The 22,247-nt window shown below is 34.6% G+C and carries 18 protein-coding genes and 1 pseudogene; 7 read left to right on the top strand and 12 right to left on the bottom strand.

What is annotated here, in order from left to right; all coding sequences use genetic code 11:
* Positions 1–55: 55 nt before the first annotated feature.
* From H1A07_RS04220 to H1A07_RS04210, 3 genes are all read left to right on the top strand, one after another.
* The gene (locus tag H1A07_RS04220; protein WP_210145435.1) at positions 56–1,180 is read left to right on the top strand and encodes a glycosyltransferase; all 1,125 of its coding nucleotides are present in this window, start codon (positions 56–58) and stop codon (positions 1,178–1,180) included.
* Between the two features lie 67 nt (positions 1,181–1,247).
* The gene (gene ppc, locus H1A07_RS04215) at positions 1,248–3,986 is read left to right on the top strand and encodes a phosphoenolpyruvate carboxylase (protein ID WP_210145434.1); all 2,739 of its coding nucleotides are present in this window, start codon (positions 1,248–1,250) and stop codon (positions 3,984–3,986) included.
* 22 nt (positions 3,987–4,008) lie between these two features.
* Positions 4,009–4,557: a cysteine hydrolase family protein gene (locus tag H1A07_RS04210; RefSeq protein WP_210145433.1), complete on the top strand. Its 549-nt coding sequence runs from the start codon at positions 4,009–4,011 to the stop codon at positions 4,555–4,557.
* A 105-nt stretch (positions 4,558–4,662) separates the two neighbouring features.
* On the opposite strand, the pseudogene H1A07_RS04205 reads toward H1A07_RS04210, so the two are convergent.
* The 7 genes and pseudogenes from H1A07_RS04205 to H1A07_RS04175 form a co-directional block, all read right to left on the bottom strand.
* Positions 4,663–4,956: pseudogene (locus H1A07_RS04205) on the bottom strand (phosphoribosyltransferase family protein); the annotation flags it as partial.
* A 32-nt stretch (positions 4,957–4,988) separates the two neighbouring features.
* Entirely contained in the window at positions 4,989–8,177 is a 3,189-nt protein-coding gene (gene carB / locus H1A07_RS04200) for a carbamoyl-phosphate synthase large subunit (protein WP_210145431.1), read from the bottom strand.
* The gene (locus H1A07_RS04195) at positions 8,170–9,258 is read right to left on the bottom strand and encodes a carbamoyl phosphate synthase small subunit (RefSeq protein ID WP_210145430.1); all 1,089 of its coding nucleotides are present in this window, start codon (positions 9,256–9,258) and stop codon (positions 8,170–8,172) included. Before H1A07_RS04195 ends, carB begins: the two co-directional genes overlap by 8 nt.
* Entirely contained in the window at positions 9,255–10,532 is a 1,278-nt protein-coding gene (locus H1A07_RS04190) for a dihydroorotase (RefSeq protein WP_210145429.1), read from the bottom strand. The genes H1A07_RS04195 and H1A07_RS04190 overlap by 4 nt, the downstream gene beginning before the upstream one ends.
* Entirely contained in the window at positions 10,532–11,488 is a 957-nt protein-coding gene (locus H1A07_RS04185; RefSeq protein WP_210145428.1) for an aspartate carbamoyltransferase catalytic subunit, read from the bottom strand. Before H1A07_RS04185 ends, H1A07_RS04190 begins: the two co-directional genes overlap by 1 nt.
* Positions 11,489–11,635: 147 nt before the next feature.
* On the bottom strand, positions 11,636–12,178 hold the full coding sequence (gene pyrR / locus H1A07_RS04180) for a bifunctional pyr operon transcriptional regulator/uracil phosphoribosyltransferase PyrR (protein WP_210145427.1): 543 nt from the start codon (positions 12,176–12,178) through the stop codon (positions 11,636–11,638).
* 170 nt (positions 12,179–12,348) lie between these two features.
* Complete coding sequence (locus tag H1A07_RS04175) at positions 12,349–13,272, bottom strand: dihydroorotate dehydrogenase (RefSeq protein WP_210145426.1); 924 nt, start codon at positions 13,270–13,272, stop codon at positions 12,349–12,351.
* Between the two features lie 250 nt (positions 13,273–13,522).
* Here H1A07_RS04175 and pyrF point away from each other — a divergent pair, with 250 nt between their 5' ends.
* Together pyrF and pyrE are read left to right on the top strand one after the other, a co-directional pair.
* Positions 13,523–14,230, top strand: coding sequence for an orotidine-5'-phosphate decarboxylase (gene pyrF, locus H1A07_RS04170; RefSeq protein ID WP_210145425.1), 708 nt, complete (start codon positions 13,523–13,525; stop codon positions 14,228–14,230).
* Position 14,231: 1 nt separating this feature from the next.
* The gene (gene pyrE / locus H1A07_RS04165; protein WP_210145424.1) at positions 14,232–14,870 is read left to right on the top strand and encodes an orotate phosphoribosyltransferase; all 639 of its coding nucleotides are present in this window, start codon (positions 14,232–14,234) and stop codon (positions 14,868–14,870) included.
* A 257-nt stretch (positions 14,871–15,127) separates the two neighbouring features.
* Here the strand turns inward: pyrE and H1A07_RS10470 are convergent, their stop codons facing one another.
* Entirely contained in the window at positions 15,128–15,295 is a 168-nt protein-coding gene (locus H1A07_RS10470) for a hypothetical protein (protein WP_210145423.1), read from the bottom strand.
* Between the two features lie 855 nt (positions 15,296–16,150).
* Between H1A07_RS10470 and H1A07_RS04155 the strand changes: the two genes are divergently transcribed.
* Positions 16,151–17,746 carry an Mbeg1-like protein gene (locus H1A07_RS04155; protein WP_210145422.1) on the top strand — a complete coding sequence of 532 codons (1,596 nt, stop codon included), beginning with the start codon at positions 16,151–16,153 and terminating at the stop codon, positions 17,744–17,746.
* 63 nt (positions 17,747–17,809) lie between these two features.
* On the opposite strand, the gene H1A07_RS04150 is transcribed toward H1A07_RS04155, so the two are convergent.
* Positions 17,810–18,622, bottom strand: coding sequence for a Cof-type HAD-IIB family hydrolase (locus H1A07_RS04150; protein WP_210145421.1), 813 nt, complete (start codon positions 18,620–18,622; stop codon positions 17,810–17,812).
* 122 nt (positions 18,623–18,744) lie between these two features.
* Between H1A07_RS04150 and H1A07_RS04145 the strand changes: the two genes are divergently transcribed.
* Entirely contained in the window at positions 18,745–19,071 is a 327-nt protein-coding gene (locus tag H1A07_RS04145) for a heavy metal-binding domain-containing protein (protein WP_057719126.1), read from the top strand.
* A 35-nt stretch (positions 19,072–19,106) separates the two neighbouring features.
* Here H1A07_RS04145 and H1A07_RS04140 read toward each other — a convergent pair whose 3' ends face one another.
* From H1A07_RS04140 to H1A07_RS04130, 3 genes are read right to left on the bottom strand one after another with little or no spacing between them, the layout of a single operon-like run.
* Positions 19,107–20,495: an RsmB/NOP family class I SAM-dependent RNA methyltransferase gene (locus H1A07_RS04140; RefSeq protein WP_210145420.1), complete on the bottom strand. Its 1,389-nt coding sequence runs from the start codon at positions 20,493–20,495 to the stop codon at positions 19,107–19,109.
* Positions 20,495–21,472: a hypothetical protein gene (locus tag H1A07_RS04135; RefSeq protein WP_210145419.1), complete on the bottom strand. Its 978-nt coding sequence runs from the start codon at positions 21,470–21,472 to the stop codon at positions 20,495–20,497. Before H1A07_RS04135 ends, H1A07_RS04140 begins: the two co-directional genes overlap by 1 nt.
* Entirely contained in the window at positions 21,472–22,200 is a 729-nt protein-coding gene (locus H1A07_RS04130) for an SAM-dependent methyltransferase (RefSeq protein ID WP_094503171.1), read from the bottom strand. Before H1A07_RS04130 ends, H1A07_RS04135 begins: the two co-directional genes overlap by 1 nt.
* Positions 22,201–22,247 lie beyond the last annotated feature (47 nt).

The raw sequence follows: 22,247 nt of genomic DNA, 5'->3' as shown, positions 1-22,247 counted from the left end.
ACTTCAGTTCCCTTACTTGTTAAAATAATTCTAGTAACTAGAGAGTGTGATAACCATGAAAATTTTAATTGTCATCGATGATTATTTCAATAAAAGTAACGGTATGTCAATTTCTACTCAACGCTTTGTTAAACAATTTTCAAAAATGGGACAAGACGTACGTGTGCTTGCCTCTATTGCTGGTGGAGAACCAGACTACCCCCTTTCAGTAATGACTATTCCGATCTTTAAAGACATAATTGCTAAAGAAGGATTTCATTTTGCAAAACCGGAAAAAGCAATAATTAAAAAAGCTGTTAAATGGGCAGATTTAGTTCACTTGGAAGATCCCTTTCCTGTCTGCTCATACGCAGGCAAAATTGCTAAAGAGCTGAAAAAGCCAATTACTGGAACTTTTCATCTTTATCCCGAGAACTTAACCGCCTCTGTACCTATCTTAGATCATCATAGTATCAATTCTACTTTCATGAAGATTTTTCGTGATACAACTTTTAACTACTGCAATTATTTACAATGTCCAACCACCAAGGTTAAACAAAGGCTACAAAAATATAGTTTTAGGTCTAAGTTAGTTGTTATTTCAAACGGAATTAGCAATTATTACTTAGAGGATAATCAAAGAAATCTTAAGTCGAATTCCTTTACGATTCTTTCAGTTGGGCGTTTTTCTAATGAAAAAGATCAAAAGACTCTAATTAAAGCTATTTCACTTAGTAAATATAAAGATAAAATTCATCTTATTTTAGCCGGTAAAGGTCCACTCAAGTCTGAATATATCGACCTCTGTCATAAACTAAACGTCAACGCTCATCTTGCTTTTTATAATAGAGATGAACTAAAACATACAATGAATCAATCAAGTATTGTTGTTCATTGTGCAAATGTCGAAGTTGAAGGGATGGCTTGCATGGAAGCTTTCGCTACTGGTTGTGTACCAGTAATTGCGGAAAGTCCGCTTTCTTCAACTAGCGCTTATGCTTTAAGTCCAAAAAATCGTTTTCCAGCTGGCAATAGCCAAATTTTAGCAAAGAGAATTGATTACTGGATTACTCATCCTCAAGGCTTAAAGACAATGAGTGCGAACTATCAAAACTATGCCAAATCTCTTTCGATTGAAAACTCAGCTAGAAAGATTTTAACAATGTTTGAAAAAGCTCAAAAAAATTATGTTTCAAACTAATATTCAAACATAAAAATCTGTGATATCCTTATGTTAAATCTTTCACAAAAAAGGAGGAATCATTTTAATGTCCATCAAGAAGTTAGAAAATAGCAGTGATCATGCAATGGTTGCTGAAGAAGTTAAAATTTTGACCAACCTACTTAACGAAAGTACGCGTCAATTAAGTGGGGATGTAATTTTTAATAAAATTCAAGACTTAATCAAAATTTCTGCTCAAAAAGATTACGATACCCTTGAAAAGCGAATTGCTAACTTAACAAATCAAGAAATGATTGTTGTTGCTCGTTATTTTGCAACTTTACCTTTATTAGTAAATATTTCTGAAGATGTAGAATTAGCTAGCCAGGTTAACTTACTCAATAATACTGATCAGGATTATCTTGGTAAGCTTGAAGATACTATCGACTTAGTTGCTCAAAAAGAAAATGCTAGTGAAATACTGAAACATGTTAATGTTGTTCCAGTTTTAACCGCGCACCCTACTCAAGTGCAAAGAAAGACTGTTCTTGAACTAACTGATCAAATCCACAACTTATTGCGTAGCTACCGTGAAGTTAAGAATGGAACAATCAATCAAGCTGAATGGACTGAAAAACTCCGGGCTTACATTGAAATTTTAATGCAGACAGATATTATTCGTAGTCACAAACTACAAGTATCTAACGAAATTACCAATGTTTTAGCCTACTATCCCAAAGCTTTGATTCCTGCAATTACTAAGTTTACTGCCCGCTATCAAGAATTATCTGAGAAACATAACTTAGATCTCAAAGGTGCAACTCCAATCACTATGGGGATGTGGATCGGCGGTGACCGTGACGGTAATCCTTATGTAACAGCTGATACCTTAAAATTAAGTGCAAGTTTACAAAGCCAGGTAATTTTTGAATATTATATTAAAAAGCTCAATAAACTTTACCGTACTATTTCAATGTCCACATCTTACATGAAGACTTCCCCGGCTGTTGAAAGACTTTCAGAGCTTTCAAATGATGACTCACCATTTAGAACAAATGAACCTTATCGCCGTGCCTTCTACTATATTGAAAGTAGATTACTTCACACTGAATATCAACTTTTGGGTACAGCTGATAAGAATAGCTTCGTTAAAAAGCGCGACTTAGAGAATTTAAATAAGATCCCTGTTTATAATGATCCTCAAGATTTTAAAGCAGATTTAATTACGATTAAAGAATCACTTGAACAAGACCATGACCAAGCAGTTATTAGAAGCTTCTTCACTGAGCTTTTAGAAGCAATTGATATTTTTGGCTTCCATTTGGCAACAATTGACATGCGTCAAGATTCTAGTGTAAATGAAGCATGTGTTGCCGAATTACTCAAGAGTGCTGGAATTTGTGACAATTATAGTGAATTGCCAGAAAAAGACAAGATTAGGGTTTTACTTAACGAACTAAATAATGATCCACGTAATTTGCACGCTAATAATAAGCCTAAATCTGAATTACTTCAAAAAGAATTGAAGATCTACAAGACTGCACGTCAACTTAAAGATCGTATTGGTGAAGATGTTATTAAGCAGCATATTATTTCTCATACTGAAAGTGTATCTGATCTCTTAGAGCAAGCAATTATGCTCAAAGAATACGATCTCTTAGATAATCAAGGAGCTCGTATTCAAGTAGTTCCATTATTTGAAACAGTTGAAGACTTAGAGAACTCTCGTGAAATCATGAAAGAGTTTTTAAACTTAGATATTGTTAAAAAGTGGCTTGCTTCTCAAAATAATTACCAAGAAATCATGCTTGGCTACTCCGACTCTAACAAAGATGGCGGCTACTTAGCTTCCTGCTGGAACCTTTACAAGGCACAAAAAGATTTAACAGCAATGGGCAAAAAACTAGGCGTTAACATTACCTTCATGCACGGACGTGGTGGAACTGTTGGCCGAGGCGGTGGTCCTTCATATGAAGCTATTACTGCCCAACCTTTCGGCTCAATCAATGACCGAATTCGAATGACTGAACAAGGCGAAATCATTCAAAATAAATATGGTAATCAAGACACTGCCTACTACAACTTAGAAATGCTTGCTTCAGCAACAATTGATCGAATTGTTTCTAAACAAATCGTAAGCGAAGACGACATTGGCGGATTCCGTGATTCAATGGATAAGATTGTACTTGATAGCAATAAAGTTTACCGTAAATTAGTTTTTAGAACGCCTGCCTTTCTTGACTACTTCTTGCAAGCTACCCCAATTAAGCAAATTTCCAACTTAAATATTGGTTCTCGTCCAGCTGCAAGAAAGAAAATCACTGACTTCTCTGGTTTAAGAGCTATTCCTTGGGTATTCTCCTGGTCACAAAGTAGAATTATGTTCCCAGGTTGGTATGGAGTTGGATCTGCCTTTAAGCACTTTATCGATGCAGATTCTCATAATTTAGAAACTTTGCAAAAGATGTATCAAGGCTGGCCATTCTTCCACTCCCTACTTTCTAACGTTGATATGGTTTTATCAAAATCTAATATGGATATTGCTAAACAATATGCGGACTTATGTGAGGACGAAGATACTAAGAAGGTCTTTGACACTATTTACCAAGAATGGAAACTCACTAAAGAAGTAATTCTTCAAATTGAAGGTAACAAAGAATTACTAGCTGATAATCCAAGTCTAAAGATGAGCTTAAATTACCGGATGCCATACTTTAACATTCTTAACTACATTCAAGTTGAAATGATCAAACGTGATCGGGTCGACGATATTGCTGGCGTTTACGAAAGCATTTTACCAATTACCATTAATGGTGTAACTTCTGGTTTACGTAATTCGGGATAATTTTAATTTTTAAGGACAAAATATGAAAAAAGCACTATTAATTATTGACTACACCAATGACTTTATTGCAGATAATGGTTCTCTTACCTGTGGAAAACCGGCTCAAGCTTTGGAAGATTATTTAATCAAATTAGCAAATAAATTTTATGATAATGGAGACTATGTAATTTTTCCAACTGATGGACATACCGGTGATACATTTAGTCCGGAATATAAGCTCTTCCCACCACATAATATTGTTGGTACACCAGGACAAGAGTTATACGGTAAGTTAAAAGATTGGTATGAAGCTCACAAGTCTAGTGACCGAGTATATAAATTTAACAAAAATCGCTATTCTTCTTTCCAAAATACTAATCTCGATAATTACTTACGTGAACGTAAAATTAACGATTTATGGCTAACTGGGGTATGTACAGACATTTGTGTTCTTCATACGGCTATGACTGCCTATAATTTAAACTATGATTTAACTATTCCAAGTAAAGGTGTTACTACCTTTACTGAACATGGTCAGGAATGGGCCTTGGATCATTTTAAAAATTCCTTAGGCGCAAAAGTAATAGAATAATAGAGCAAAAAAACTGTATCATCTGATTTTTCAGAATGATACAGTTTTTTTCTACTTTAATTTAATTAGCTCGATACTATCAATACCATCGATTTCTTTAACATTAACCGCTTTATTAGTAATATTTAAATTTTCTGGTTCTAAGTTTGAAATCTTTTCTTGATCAATATCAACTCTACGATCATCTCGATAAGAGGTTATATCTAGTTCACCTACTGGCACAATCTTCTTCTCAATTTTTTCAAGTCGGTCCTCAATTCTACGTGCTAGATAAATCCCACGAGTTTTGATTCCAACTAAAACCAGATCCTCTACTCCCTTGTATCTCTCAATAATTTCATATGTAATCCTCACAATAGCTCGTTGCATTGCAGGCTTATCCCAAATTTCTTTTACCATTGTCTCTTTTCCTCAATCAGGGATTATTTCTACTATTTTAAAGCGTCTGTTGCAAATGATCTATTTTCAAGAGATGTTAAGAGTGCATCAGCTGTATCAAGAGCTGTTAGTAATGGAACATTCTGTTGAATAGCCATTTGTCTGATAATAAAACCATCAGAATTCTTTTCAATATCATGACCCATGGTATTAATCACTAAGTCAATTCTTCCCTCTCTTAATTCATTTAAAATATTGTCATCTGCGTTTTCGTTTTCATGAACTTTAGTTACAAGATCAACATGTAACTCATTATTCTTTAAGAAGTCCGCTGTCCCTTTTGTTGCAAAAATTCGATAGCCAATTCTAGCAAAACGCTTAGCGATTGGAAGAATCTTTTCTTTATCCTTGTCTTCAATTGTTAACAAAACATTTCCATTTTCAGGTAGTTGCATCTTAGCTCCGGCAAATGCCTTATACAGAGCCTTAGCAAAAGTATGATCGCTTCCCATTACTTCACCAGTTGACTTCATTTCTGGCCCAAGATATGAGTCTACATCAGCCAACTTGCTAAAACTAAAGACTGGCGCCTTAACACTAATCATTTCTGGTTCAGGTGCAAGTCCATCACTATAGCCCTGCTGAGCTAGACTTTCTCCCATAATTACTTTAGTTGCAACTTGCGCCATTTCAATTCCAGTTATTTTACTCAAAAATGGTACTGTTCTACTTGCACGAGGGTTTACTTCAATTACATAAACTTCGCCATTTCTTATAATAAACTGAATATTCATAATTCCAACACAGTTAAGAGTAAGTGCCAATTTTCGAGTAACATCCATAATTTTCTCTTTGACGTCATCAGTAAATGTTTGTGGAGGATATACAGCCATTGAGTCACCTGAGTGAACACCAGCATGCTCAATATGCTCCATAATTCCTGGCAAAAGGACATCTTTGCCATCGCAAATTGCATCAACATCGCATTCACGACCATCTAAATAATCATCAACTAAAATTGGGTGATCAGCCGCAATATCTACATGATCATGCAAATATTCCTCAAGTTCCCTCTTGCTATAAACAATTTCCATTGCCTTTCCGCCAAGCACATAACTTGGACGAACCAAGACTGGATATCCTAATTCTTCGGCTGCCTTTATTACGCCATCATGTGTTGTAGCAGTTAATCCTTTTGGTTGGTTAAGTTGTAGCTTTTTAATAATTTGGTCAAATAATTCACGATCTTCTGCACGGTTAAGATCTTTAACTGTCGTTCCTAAAATTTTAACTCCATGTTTTTCTAAACCAACTGCTAAATTAATAGAAGTTTGTCCTCCAAACTGAACAATTACACCTTCGGGCTTTTCCAAATCACAAACATTCAATACATCTTCTAAGGTTAATGGTTCAAAATATAATTTATCAGAAATTGAAAAGTCCGTTGAAACAGTTTCTGGGTTTGAATTAATAACAATTGCTTCATAGCCCATCTTTTGAAGTGCTTTTACGCAGTGAACAGTTGCATAATCAAACTCGACACCCTGCCCGATTCTAATTGGACCAGAACCAATAACAATTACTGATTTTTTACCAGACTTATGTGATTCATTTTCACCATCATAAGTTGAGTAAAAGTATGGCGTCTTTGATTCAAACTCTGCTGCGCACGTATCAACCATCTTGTAGACTGGAATGATCCCATTATTTTTGCGCATGTCTCTAATCTGATCAATACTTTCATTCCATAAAGTAGCAATGGTTGCATCACTAAAACCATATTTTTTAGCTAAACGTAAAGTTTCAAGATTATCCTTATTTTCTTGGATATTTTTCTCCATCTCTACCATGTGACTAACAATATCTAAAAAATAAAAGTTAATTTTGGTTAATTCATGGACATCTTCAAGACTATAACCTCTGCGAAAGGCTTCTGCTAAATAAAAGAGTCGATCATCTTGCGCTTTAACTAGTTTTTGCTCTATCTCTTCATCACTTGCATGATGAGCAGCTTCAGAATAGAGATCTTTTTCGTCAATTTCAAGAGACCTTACCGCCTTCTGCATTGCCTCTTCAGCTGTTCGACCAATTGCCATTACTTCACCAGTAGCCTTCATTTGGGTACTTAAAGTGCGGTCGGCCTTAGAAAACTTATCAAATGGCCAGCGAGGAATTTTGCAGACAACATAATCTAAAGCTGGTTCAAATTCAGCATACGTTGTTCCAGTTACCGGATTTTTAATCTCATCTAAGGTCATACCAATTGCAATTTTTGCGGCCATTTTTGCAATAGGATAACCGGTTGCTTTTGAAGCCAATGCACTTGATCGTGAAACTCGTGGATTCACCTCAATGACATCATAATCAAAACTATTAGGATCTAAGGCTAGTTGAACATTACAGCCTCCTTCAATCTTAAGAGCTCTAATTAAACGTAAAGAGCAATCACGAAGAATTTGGTATTCTTTATCACTCAAGGTCTGACTAGGTGAAAAAACAATTGAGTCACCAGTGTGAATTCCAACTGGATCAAAATTCTCCATGCAACACACAATCATTGCATTATCATCATGATCACGCATTACTTCAAATTCAATTTCTTTATAGCCTGCAATCGATTTTTCAATTAAACATTCAGTAACAGGTGACAGTTCTAATCCATTCTTGGCAATCTTTGCTAGCTCTTCATGATTATTACAAATACCACCACCAGTTCCGCCCATAGTAAAGGCTGGACGAACGATAATTGGATAGCCAATTCTATCGCCAAACTCTAAAGCTTCTTCAACATTATTAACAGTTGTTGATGGTGGAACAGGCTCACCCAATTCTTTACATAACTCTTTAAACTTCTCTCTATCTTCTGCTTGTTCAATCGAAGAAAGTCTTGTTCCTAATAACTCAATATTTAACTCATCTAAAATTCCTGTTTTAGCTAATGAAAGAGCCATATTTAATCCAACTTGACCACCAAGCGTTGGTAAAATTGCATCCGGATATTCTTGTCTAATGATTCTTGAGATTGATTCTACGGTTAGGGGTTCAATATAAACCTTATCTGCAATAGTAGTGTCAGTCATGATCGTAGCTGGGTTTGAATTAACTAATACTACTTCATAGCCTTCTTCGCGAAGAGCTAAGCAAGCCTGAGTTCCTGAATAATCAAATTCTGCAGCTTGGCCAATAATAATTGGACCAGAACCAATTACCATAATCTTATGAATATCTGTTCTCTTAGGCATGACGCTCTTCTTCCTTTCTTTGGTCAATCATTGACATAAAATCATCAAACAATGAGTCTTCATCATGAGGTCCTGGGGTTGCATCAGGGTGAAATTGGACTGAAAAGGCAGGATATTTTTTATGACGTAATCCTTCAACTGTACCATCATTTACTTCAACATGAGTAATCATCAAATTTTCTTTATTAATAGATTTAGGATCTACCGCATAACCGTGATTCTGCGAAGTAAAACCAATATTGCCAGTAGCAATTTCTCTTACAGGATGATTAAAGCCACGGTGTCCAAACTTCATTTTGTAGGTACTAGCCCCATTTGCGAGTGCAAAGACTTGATGGCCCATACAAATTCCAAATAGCGGAACATGTTTTTCAACTTCTTGGACCATTTTTGCAGCCATAAGCATTTCTTCTGGATTTCCAGGTCCATTTGATAAAAGCACACCATCTGGATTAAGATTTAAAATTTCTTCGGCTGTTGCAGTGTAAGGTAAGACAATACAGTTACAGTCTCTCTCTGCTAATTCTCGTAAAATACTGTGCTTAATACCAAAGTCAACAACAACTATATTTCTTTTTGAGCCAGGTACTGGATAAGAGTTCTTCGTTGAAACACGGCTGATTACACCGTGGGTAATGTTTCTTTGCTTTAATTCTTGAGCAATACCTACTGCATTTTCCTTTGAATCAGTAATTCTTCCTTTTAGGGTGCCGTGAATTCTTAATTTCTTAACCAATTCACGGGTATCAATTCCCTGCAAGCCAGGGATGTTTAATTGTTTTAAAAATTTTGGCAAGGTTGTTTGCATACGCCAATTGTCTGGGTGACGTGCTACTTGGTGGCAAATAACGCCCTTAATTTGTGGCTCAAGTGATTCATAATCTGCTAAAGTAATTCCATAATTTCCAATTAAAGGATTAGTAAAAACCAAAATCTGATCGGCATAACTTTGATCCGTAATTGCTTCTTGATAGCCTGTCATCCCTGTTGTAAAAACAACCTCACCACTACTTTCACAATCAGCGCCAAAACCTTCGCCTTCATAAATACTACTATCTTCTAAAATTAAATAGCGTTTCATTTTGTTCCCCTTTGATATACAACTTTACCATCAACAAACGTCATCACTGTCTCGCCATATACCTTATGACCAGTAAATGGTGTATTTACTCCTTTAGACTTAAACTCTTCTTCTTTAATTTCTTTTTGATGCTCAATATCAAAAATCGCAATATCTGCATTCTCACCAGCTGCAAGAAGACCTGCGCTTTTTATGCCAAATACTGCAGCTGGCTTCTCAGTAAGAAGGGATAGCAATTGTTCAAGCGTGAAAACTTTTTCTTCTTTTACAAATTTAGTATAAAGAGTACTAAATGCTGTCTCACTTCCCGTAATTCCAAAAGCGGCTTCTCGCATACTACCTTCTTTTTCCGCTTTAGCATGGGGAGCATGATCAGTAGCAATTAAATCAATTGTTCCATCTAGCATCCCAACTAAAAGAGCTGCTTGATCTTCTTTACTTCTTAGTGGTGGATTCATCTTAAAGTAAGGATCGTCTTCTGGAATATCGCTATCTGTCAATAAAATATGGTGTGGTGCAACCTCACACGTTACCTTAATCCCTAGTGCTTTTGCTAAACGAACTAATTCTACACTGGTTTTTGTTGAAATATGACAAACATGGTAATGAACCCCTGTTTTTTGTGCTAAAAGGAGATCACGAGCAATTTGCGTAGTCTCAGCAAGTTCTGTAACTGGTGGTAAGTCTAATTTTTCAGCTGCTACTCCTTCATTAACAATTCCTTTATTAAAAAGTGAGTCATCTTGGGCATGTGCTGCAATAATTAAATTGTTTTCTTTCGCCTTTTGCATGGCTAGATACATTGTCTGCGCACTTTGAACTCCATGTCCGTCATTACTTAATGCAAATGCGCCTGCTTTCTTAAGTGCCGCATAGTCAGGAATAATATCAGTTGTTTCATCATTAGTAATAGGGGCATACTGGAGAATATGGACTAATCCCTTTTTTTGATTTTCTCTAACCATCTTCTCCATTAATTCAGCTGTATTAGGAACAGGAGTGACATTAGGCATGGCACCAACTGTTGTAAAACCTCCACGTGCTGCCGCTTGGCTACCAGTTTTGATATCTTCTTTATAGGTTTGACCAGGATCACGATAGTGAACATGAACATCTACTAAGCCTGGACTAACTATCATCCCGCTAGCATCAATTGTTTCTTCCCCTTCTAGGCCAGTTCCAATAGCCTTAATTTTTTGACCATAGATTAAAATATCAGCTTTGATTAGGTGGCCATTTTGATACACAGTTCCGTTTTTAATTACAGTAGTCATTACTTGAGTCCTCCTAATTTTCTTCCTCGTAAGACTGCTTCAATCATTGCCATTCTCATAAATACACCATTTTGCATTTGACGAGTAAACATACACTTGTCACTTTCCACCAAATTTGCACTTAATTCAACATCGTGGTTAATTGGGCCGGGATGCATAATAATTGCATTGGGCTTTAATTCTTGATAGCGCCCCTTATTAATTCCGTATTTTTCATGATATGCTTTTGCATCAAAATTCTTTTCATTAGGATCATCACTGTGTCTTTCATGTTGAACTCTTAAGAGCATCATCACATCCATCTCAGGAATCAGCTTATCTAGTTCTTCATATTTTCCATACTTATCAAATTCCTTCGAGTACCAATATTCAGGTCCTGAAAAGTAAACTTCAGTTCCTAACCGGTGGAGTAATTCCATATTACTTTTAGCAACTCGGGAATTAGTAATATCACCAACAATAGCTACCTTTAGACCCTTAAATTGTTTAAAATGTTCATGAATTGTCATCATGTCTAACAAACACTGACTTGGATGTTGCCCACTACCATCCCCAGCATTAATTATTCCAATATCTAAATGTTGATGGGAGTGCGGATAAATTAAATTTTGATAGTATTCATTTTGTGAATGACGAATCACTTCAATATCCACTCCCACAGCTTCCATAATCAGGGATGTATCATATAATGTCTCTCCCTTATTAACCGAAGAATGAGCAGGATCAAATGGAATTACAGTTAAACCTAATTTTCTTTCAGCCATTTCAAAACTAGTATGTGTTCTACTTGAATCCTCAAAGAACATATTAGTAATATAGATGGGCTCTGTTAGATTAGGTGTAGCCCCACCATTTTTAAAATATTCTGCTCGATTAATTAAAGCTTCAACTTCTTCAACACTCAGATTTTCTACACTAACAAAATTTGGTAAACTAACAAGATTTAAATTTTCCATTTTTTATTCTTTCTAAAGCAAAAAGGCCTGAAGCATTTAATTGCTCCAGGCCTATTTTTCATATTCTTGTATACGAAAAATATAGCAACCCTTCTGGCCCTCTCTGGAGTCAATTAAATGGTTGACCATTAAATTAATATTTCTTAATTATTTTGATAGAGATTTCAGTTCAACCGAATCCTTACCATCTTTTTCTATCATGTTAACAGCAACTTGTTCATTAGCTGCAGTTGGGATATTCTTACCAACAAAGTCAGCTCTAATTGGTAATTCACGGTGACCGCGATCTACCAAAACTGCAACTTTAATTGAACTAGGACGTCCATCATCCATCAAAGCATCCATCGCTGCTCTAATTGTTCGACCAGTATAAATTACATCGTCAATTAAAATTACTTTCTTATCGGTAATATCAACGTCAATTTGGTTAGAATTGACTACTGGATCTTGTTTCAATGAAGCATCATGACGATCATCACGATAAAGAGTAATATCTAGCTCATCGATTGGAACATCAACATTTTCTAATTTTTGAATTCGGTCATGGATTCTCTTAGCTAAATAAACTCCTCTTGTCTTAATTCCAATTAAAACAAGATTATCAGTACCCTTATTTTGCTCAATAATTTCATAAGTAATTCGAGTTAATGCACGCTTCATTGCTAGTGCATCCCAAATTTGCTTTGCCATTTTTAACCTCCTGATTTCACCCATGAAAAAAGCTCCTAGTGTTTTTGAGACTAGGAGCTTATAGTAAAGTCATACTTAATTTAAGCCTGCCTTGCTAGCCTCACGGGACTAATTTTAAAGGACATTCATTGCTTTAAAACTACTGTAAATTATCTTCTTTGTCAAGCAATTTAATTAAATTCAACTTGATTAACAAGGTCATTAATATCTTCAATACCTAGTTTTTCTAACTCGTTTGGCAATTCATCAGCAATATGTTTTGATGCAATACTGTCTTTAAAATGAGCTGTCCCAACAGCAACCGCATTAGCACCAGCAAGCATAAATTTAACTACATCTTGGGCTGAATTAATTCCACCCATCCCAATAATTGGTAAACTTGTACTTTGACGGACTTGGTGAATCATTCTAAGCGCAATTGGTTTAACAGCTTCTCCAGAAAGTCCGCCAACGTTGTGACCTAAAACAGTTTTTCTAGTTTTAATATCAATATCCATTCCTAAAAGAGTGTTAATTAGAGATAAACCATCTGCACCACCCTTTTCAGCGGCTTTAGCAATTTGTGTAATATCAGTAACATTTGGAGTTAGTTTCACATAAATAGGAACATTAGTTACTGCCTTAATTTTCGTAGTTAACGATTCAACGACATCTGGATGAACGCCAAAACTCATTCCGCCTTGGTTTACGTTAGGACAAGAAACATTAATTTCTAAAGCATCAACTAAACCAGAATCAGATAATTTTTTTGCTACTTCAACATAACCTACCTCATCCTCGCCACCAACACTGGCCACGATGGGTAAGTCAGGATACTTCTTACGCAAGGGTATCAATTTATCAGTAATTACCGCATCAACTCCAGGATTTGTTAATCCAACTGAGTTTAAAACTCCAGTATCTAAAACAGCTATTTGCGGTTGAGGATTACCAGCTGTTGCACGAGGAGTCGCGGTCTTAATAACCATTGCTCCTAAATCATTTAAATCAAACTTCTTGACTGCTGGAACATCTCCAAAACCAAAAGTGCCACTTGCTGGCATAACTGGATTTTTTAAATCTAAACCGGGTAATTTTACATGCGTATTAATCATATTTTCCTCCAAAACGAATGCTCACTGACATTCAATTATTTTTCAAAAATTGATTGTACACGCTTTTTTATTTTTTTCAAAGTTAAAAATTTTATTTGTAATTCTTTACTGAAGATGCTAAACTTCATTTTGATTAAACTTTAAACGGTACAGAGAGACCGCAAGTTAGAAATATTGGCTTAAATTATCTGGAAAAGTCTATACCTAGTGTCTCTCTGCGCTTGGTATAGACTTTTTTGATGGAGGAAAAATGACAAGACCAGTTATCGTTGCCTTAGATTTAGACAATGAAAAGAAATTAAATGAACTCTTACCTAAGTTAGGTAAACCAGAAAATGTTTTCATTAAAATTGGAATGGAACTTTTTTTCAATGAAGGTCCTGCAATTGTTAAAGAACTATCTAAACAAGGCTATCGTATTTTTTTAGACCTAAAAATGAACGATATTCCAAATACCGTCTATAATGGCGCTAAAGCATTAGCTCATTTAGGAATTACTTATACTACCGTCCATGCTCTTGGTGGCAGTCAAATGATTACAGCAGCAAAAGAAGGTTTAATTGCTGGCACTCCTATTGGTAAAAATGTCCCTAAGTTACTAGCTGTTACAGAATTAACCTCAATTTCCGATGAAATTCTGCACGAAGAACAAAATTGTAATCTATCAATGGAGCAGCAAGTTTTAAGACTAACTGAAACTGCTAAAAAGGCTGGCGCTGATGGAGTGATTTGTTCATCGCTAGAAGTTAAGAGCTTGCGTCAAAATGTTGGTGACAACTTTTTATATGTAACTCCTGGCATTCGCCCAGCAGGAAATGCCAAAGATGATCAATCTAGAGTAGCTACACCAGCCCAAGCAAAAGAATGGGGTTCAACTGCCATTGTTGTAGGACGTCCCATTACCCGAGCAACTAATCCAAAAGCAGCATATGAAGCAATTAAGAAGGAGTTCAACTAGAATGCATAAAAATCAAATTATCAGCCAATTAATTCAAAAAAAAATTATTACTATTTCACCTGATAAGCCATTTACATACGCAAGCGGTATGCTTTCACCAATTTATACCGATTTGCGCTTAACTGTTTCCTATCCCGAATTACGTGATATGATCGCTAGTGACTTAGCAAATTTAATTGCTAAAGAATTTCCTGAAGCAACAATTATTGGCGGTGTTGCAACTGCAGGAATTCCACATGCTGCTTTAGTTGCTGAAAAATTGCATCTACCAATGATTTACGTTAGACCAAAACCCAAAGATCATGGAAAAGGTCGTCAAATTGAAGGACGTTTTTCAGAAAATGATAAAATCGTTTTAATCGATGACTTAATTACTACCGGTGGATCAGTCCTTAATGCAGTTAAGGCCACAGAAAAAGACGGTGGACATGTTGCTGGTGTTTCTTCAATTTTCACATATTACTTACCAGACGCTAAAGAAAACTTCAAGAAAGCTAATGTAAAATATGCTCCACTTCTTTCTTATTCAGAATTACTGAAAAAAGAGAATGAATCCGGTCACATTTCCAGTGAACAATACAATATTTTAAAGACCTGGCATGAAGATCCATGGGCTTGGAGTAAGAAATTCAATAATTAATTAACGATAAAGTAAACAGACATGATTGTTGTATTTAAAACAATTATGTCTGTTTTTGGTTAATTATTAATATTTTTTACAAATTCACTAGCCTGCCTTCTCACCAGCAATTCTTCCTGAATTCCAAGCAAATGCGTTGCTCAAACCTTCAATAGTCGGATATAAAGAATCAAATAAGTCCGAAGCATTGTTCCCTATTACATAAATCCTAGGAATAATATCTCTATTATTAGTTAAAGCTTCAAAGTTCTCGGTAACTAAGCTCCTAAAGTTGTTGAATTAGCTCTAATTGCATAAAATGGCTCATTTTGCACTTTTATACTCATAAATTTAGGTTTCTTATAAAAATCCGTATCTTTACCTTTTTCAACTAATTTATTATATCGAGCTACCTCACTATTTAAAGTCTCAGGATTAACTTTCATTTTTACGACAAGTTCTTTTTAAGGTTATTACCTTATTATAGAAAAGTTCTGAAAGTTGACTTTTTATATTGTATAAACACAGAGTTAAGTCTAGACTTAACTCTGAAAGGGCTTAAAATCATGTATACTCAAGAATTAAATACATTCATTACAGTGGCTGAATTGGGAAGTTTTTCTGCAGCCGCCCGAAAATTATATATTTAAAAATCAGCTATTCCTCAACAAATAAACATATTAGAAAAAACAGACTGTATTCTTTTTATGAGAAACTCGCACGGCGTAGATTTAACCGAAGTTAGTAAAATTTTTTATTCAAGCTAAGAAAATACAGGATCTCTTTTCTGAAACCAATCAAATTATGAGAAATTATAATAACACAATAACAATAATTGTTATTTAAAAAAGTCGCAACTTCTCCACTTTTAATGGTTTTTCCAGCAAAACACCTAAAATCGAGCATTATCTTCAAGATCACTGTAAAAATATCAATATTCAAACCTATACCATCTATAATCGGGCCACAGTTAATGAAACATTATTGAATAATAAACTTCTTTTAGTTCCTCAACCTCTTGCTGATCTCTGTAAACCATTTATTCTAAAAAAGTAAATTGGGATTTTACTATAGACGTTGGTTTCCTTTATCGAATTAATGCCAACAAACTTACCTATGATTTTATAAATTCAATTCATTCTTAAAAAGTTGCGCCACTAAAGTTAATTCATCGTTTTATTCAGCATGTGTTAGACTTAAGAAGAACACGAGAGTTTTCTTTTTTATTAACATTTTGTTAACAAAAAATACAACTTTTATTTCTATAATAAAAATAATTAAGCAGAAAGGATGGATGAAATATGGATACAAATAATATTTTGTCTTATATAAAATGGCGTGGCGATATTTCCCTTTCTGCACGACCATTTGACGAAGTAGATGCACTAGTGATGGCCACATTTTCATATATTCATCTTGACGATATTGTTCCTGATTCTAATAAAGAAATATCACTTAAAGAAGCAGCTAAGAAATATTTTAATTCATCTAATCCAAACTTAGATCATTATAAATATCAGAATCTTCTGAAACTAATGGCTGATTCAGTTCGGTTCAGGGATGCTAAACTTTCTTATTTTACAGATATTTTAACTGATCGAATTCAATTTTCTGCCATTAAAATTAGTCTTGATAACGGCACTAATTTTATTTCTTTTCGCGGAACTGATGACTCATTAGTGGGCTGGAAAGAAGACTTCGAAATTAGTTTCAGGACTACAGGCGCACAAGAATATGCCTTAAAGTATCTAACTAATATTTTAAAAACAACTAAGAAAGTTTACAGCTTAGCTGGCCATTCCAAAGGCGGGAATCTTGCCGAATATGCAGCTGTTAATTTACCTGATAATTTAAAAAAACAAATTAAAACCATCTATACTTTTGACAGCCCAGGTCTAAGTACGCAGGTTGATGGAGTAACCGACAAACTAAAACGTTATGTTCCAGAATTTAGTATTGTAGGCAGACTTTTTGAACCAGAAAATATTGCTCCAACCATACTAGTTAGTGATCGGCCTAAGCTCGCACAGCACGATCCTATGAGTTGGGAAGTATCAGGTTCTCACTTTATCACTCGTACGCACCAAAATCCTACTTCAAAAATCTATAATCAAATCATCAATCAATGGATAGGTGAAGCAAATTTACAAGAGCGAGAAGCTCTTACTAACGATTTATTTAATGCTTTTGCAGCCAGCGGTGCAACCAAAATTACTGAACTTAATAAAAATGGATTCGGAGGATTTGGAGCAATTCTTTTTTCACTCACCGATTCATCTAGAAGAACTAAATTTGTTCTAGGAAGCTTATGGGAAACAATTTGGCACAGCATTAAAGCAACTCATTTAGAAAAACTCTTTATAACTCCTAATTCTATTATTGGATGGGTTTTAATTATTCTGGGAATTGTGGATCTAATGATTCCCGATTATGCTTACCGCGCTTTTGGTGTACTAGTCGCTATCTTCTGTGTCGGCTGGAGCGGATACCATATTGTTGAAGCGGCTAATTCTAATTTGCAAGCTAAGCCTAAGCGCTTTTTCATTATTACGTATCTAATAGTATTTGGTTTAGCTATTGCGATTATTTCCAACAATCGTTTGCTTACTTTCTTAGCTCACTATGTTTTAGGAATCTTTTTAATTGGCTTTGCTTATGTACGATTACGTAGTGTAATAGTTAAAAATAAGAAAAATGGTATTTTCAGAAATATCGTTGATACCATTGAAAGTTTAATTGCTTTTGCCGCTGGAATTATTGTAATTGTAAACCCAGATTATTTTAGTCGACAAACAGTTATTATTTTAGGTATTTTATTGATTGTCTATGGGCTCTTCCAATTAATAATGGAACTGTTTAAACAGAGAAAACTAAAGATGCCACCGAAGCATCGCTAATAATATAAAAAAACAGGATTGATCAGATTTAAGATTAATCCCGTTTTTTTATATTTGTATTATCTAAATATACTTTTCGATTATCTTTGCTACTCCATCATGATCACAATCTTCTGTTATGACTTGAGCAACTTGTTTTACAGCTGGAACAGCGTTTCCCATTGCTACGCCAACTCCAGCATATTTAATCATGCTTAAATCATTCTCTTCATTCCCTATAGCCATTAAGTTTTCACTAGTTAAATTTAATTTCTGACAAAGAAATCTTAACGCACTTCCTTTAGAAACTCCCTTAGGATTAGCTTCATAATAGAATGGTGCTGTTTTCGTAAAAGCAATTCGATTATCTAAATGTGCAAACGGCGTGTGATCAGCAATCTTATGATCTAACAATTCTTGTTCATCAACATACATACATTTTACTATTTTTATTTTCTTCATTTCAGCTGGTATACGATAAGAAATACCCAGGTTGACCAAATTTGCTTCATATAAAGTATAATCGCCAATATCTCGATTAGCAGTATAAATTCTATCAGGAGTAGAAGCATGAAAATGTAACCCTAACTTAAGAGAAATTACTTCTAAATCTACATAGTCATCATAAGTTAAAATCTTTTCAAGTAAAATATTTTCAGAAGTGGTTTCTACTACTCCACCACCAAAGCAAATTACATATTGATCCTTTTGGTTGGCTAACTTTAATTCATTTAAAAGCGGCTTTATACCACTTAAAGGACGTCCTGTAGCAATTACAACTTTTATTCCTGCACTTTGCGCTCTTAAAATGGTATCCTTTACTTTTTTAGTCAATTCCTTTTTAGAATTCAGTAAAGTTCCATCAACATCAATTGCAATCATTTTTATTTTACACATGTCTTTAGCCTCAATAATGTCAATCATCAAAATTTTTCTTTAATCTTTTTCATTATACAAAATTATTGCCCTAGGACTACCACTTAAGTATAATTAAGAAAATCTTTCTAGGAGGAATAAAAATGGCAGATCAACTTTTAGTAACTACTACAGAAAATATCCCTAATCAAAAATATGAAATCATCGGTGAAGTATTCGGTGTTACCACTCAATCAAAAAATGCAATTCGTAATTTTGGAGCTGGTTTAAAAAGCATTGTTGGTGGAGAAATCAAAGCTTATACTTCAATGTTAACTGAATCAAGAGATAAAGCTATTAACCGCCTTCGTCAAAACGCAAAAGAAATGGGAGCTGACGCTGTAGTCATGATGCGCTTTGACTCAGGATCAATTGCAGGTGACATGCAGTCAGTAGTAGCATATGGAACTGCAGTAAAATTTATCGACTAATTTAAAAGAACTGGTCATACTTGACCGGTCCTCTTTTACTTTCTTAAGCCTTTTGGATAAAAATTCTTCAAAATTTGATCATTTCCAATTTTTCCAAAGCTAAAAATATGATTTCGATAAGCTACTAAAACAAAGCCACGTAGTTTACTGTCTACCTTAATGGTTTCACCATGTAAATACCGTTCATAATTTGCCTTATCCTCAAAGTTAATTAGTTGTCCCTGTTCTTTTTGTCCCAAAACCTCTGCTAATTGATGACTTGGCTCAAAACGTTTCTTTTTAAGTAAGCCTAATTCCACTCCATTATTTAAAATATGTAAGTCATTTAAAATTTCTGGATCAAGCGCTGGAACAAAAACATGGCCATTACTTTGTAAAACTTCTTTTTGCCAATTTTCTAAACCAGTTGGTAAAACAAAATTAGTTATTACCTTTTCTACAGTCGCAATTTCTTCTTTATTTAAACGTGTAACTGTAGTCTTTTTTTGCCGCTTTTTCTTCCTTTTCTCATTTTTAGACTCATTATTACCATTTTCCTCAGTGTTTCTTAAACGTGCTACAAATTGTCCTTCACCAACTCCATTTTGAAACCATAAGCGTACAGTTTCTTTTAGATCAGGTAGATTAGCACCAGTCCAGTCTGGTCTTCCCGAAGACATCCCTTTAAATAATTTAAGTGGTTCAACCTTTAAATTATAATTTTCTACCAGCCAAGCAACAATTTCTTCATCTTCTTCAGGAGAATAAGTACAAGTAGAATAAACTATTTCACCACCTGGCTTTAACATCTTCATTGCTTCAGCTAAAATTTCTTTTTGTCGAGTTTGACAAGTTATAACATACTCTTGAGACCAATATTGCATTGCGTCTGGATCTTTTCTAAACATCCCTTCACCAGAACATGGCGCATCAATTAAAATCTTATCAAAAAAAGTTGGCATTTTTTTAGCTAAACGATCAGGACTTTCATTTGTAACAACTACATTAGTTGCACCCCAACGTTCAAGATTTTCTCTTAAATCTTTTGCCCTACTTCTAGAAATTTCATTAGCTACTAAAACTCCTTCATTTCTAAGTGCACTTGCTAGAGCAGTTGATTTTCCACCTGGAGCCGCACATAAATCAAGCACTATATCGCCAGGTTTTACATCAAGGGCAACTGCAGGATACATTGCAGACGGATCCTGAGAATAAACATAACCGCCCGTCCATTCACTATCCCGTCCTGAAACTCCGCCATAGTAACCATCACTGGTAAACTCAATTGGTTCTTTAAGGCTATATTGAACATCTTGATAATTATATTTTAAAGGATTTAGACGAAAGCCCTTCTTACTTTGCTTATCAATTGCTTCAAAAAAATTATTACTTTCTTCCCCTAATAACTTTTGATATTTTTCAATAAATTCAGCTGGTAGTGTCATTATTTTCCCTTCTTAATTTTTATTAAAAATAGCATTAATACATAAGTCAAAATCTGCATTACAAAAATAATTGAAAATAAGATATAAAGCTGGCTGTGATTTGAATAAAATTTCCAAGTTTGTAAGCCTAGCGTAGTCACAAAAACTATTAGACCATCTGCTAAAAAGAAACGTAATCCGGAATCTGCTAATAAATGCGTCCAAATCTTACCTGGCACAAACTTTAAATTTACCGGGTTTTCAGCTAATACCGCCGCTAGTGCAGCAACTATAAGGGCAACTACTGCACAAAAAATAGCCCCAATTAACTTTTTAGTTGGACTAATACCATGTTGCTTATTATACGTCTTGCTAAAATCAACAACCTGCATCTTACCACCTAAATAATGGTGCAAGGAATTAGCTTCATTTCTATTTAGTCCATCAACTACTACTTTATAGTTAAGAATAGATTCTTTAGCAGTAGGTTGATTAATTCCCGTTGATAAATAATAGACTGCTTGTCCATTTTGACTCTCATTATTCTTTTTTAACTCACCGATGATAGTGACGTAATCATTATTTTCTTTGAGATAATGATTATTTTGGAGAATTACTACTCGACTTTTCGTATCAGCAGAAATAACAGCAAACGGAATTGAACCAGTAAAATCACTTTTAGTAAAGTAGCGTGAACTACCCTTGGCTAAAGGTTGACTTTTCAAATTATAGTTAGCCCAAATTAATACTCGATCAGGAATATAATCAGATTCAAAATGGATTTGCACCTTATCACGGAAATACTTTTCATTAACATGGATCAATAGCTGTTTAATATTGTGTTTCTTTTTAGGGTTAAAAACATAATAAGTACTTGACAAACCGTTATTGTTTAAAACTTGATCAGCCCTTTGAGATTGATGACGTGACAAAATCAAGCCTAATCCCAAAAAAGTTAAAAAAGAAATTATTAAAAGAATAATCCGTTTTATTTTCATTATTTTACCTTAAACACCGTTTCATTTATGAAATCAAAACTACGAAAGCTACGATTAATTTTTGGATTTGTAGTAATTTCTGCCTCTTGCCAAAAGGATGCAGAGTTAGTTACTCCGTCTTTTTCACCAATAAAAAGTAATGCAGGCTTTGTATTTAAATTGCGATAAAAATTCAAAACAGCTAGATCATCATCACCAAAATTTGGTGCCCACGAGCATAAAATCAAATCTACTTCAGGATGCGCCTTAATTGCTTCTAGAGCATCCAAATTTTTTGTTTTAAAGATTGGATTCTCTCCTGTAGTTGAACTTTTAGCCCAAGTAAACGAATCACTTGCTGTTGCTTTTACTCCAACTTCACTTAAGGCCTTTGACCAATACGCATTTCCAGCCATAATTTCTAAGCTTGACTTAATGTTATATTCCTCTTTAATGAGCCTTGCAGTTTCTAAATTGGGCAAAGACCATATTCCATACTCTCTTGAAAGAAAGCTACGAAAATTATTAAGCAAATTATTGGCTTCCTGTGCTTTCACATTGTCACCAACGTTCTCTATCATTATATCTAAGCTATCAGGTAAAAAGCCAAGTTCATCTGGAGATTTTGATAAAATTTTTCCCCTTTCTACACTAGCAATTATCTGATTAATTGTGGTAACTTGTCTATGAAGAGGTAAATAATTTAATTCTTTATCTAATTTATTAAGTTTAGTTTGATAATTTTTCATTTTATATTTTCCTTATGAAATGATTTTACCATGCAAAGCTAATAAAA

This window comes from Lactobacillus taiwanensis (assembly GCF_017894345.1).
Taxonomy (GTDB): Bacteria; Bacillota; Bacilli; order Lactobacillales; family Lactobacillaceae; genus Lactobacillus; species Lactobacillus taiwanensis.
Note: the sequence above shows the minus strand (reverse complement) of the source record. Positions and strands in the feature narration are given on the sequence as shown.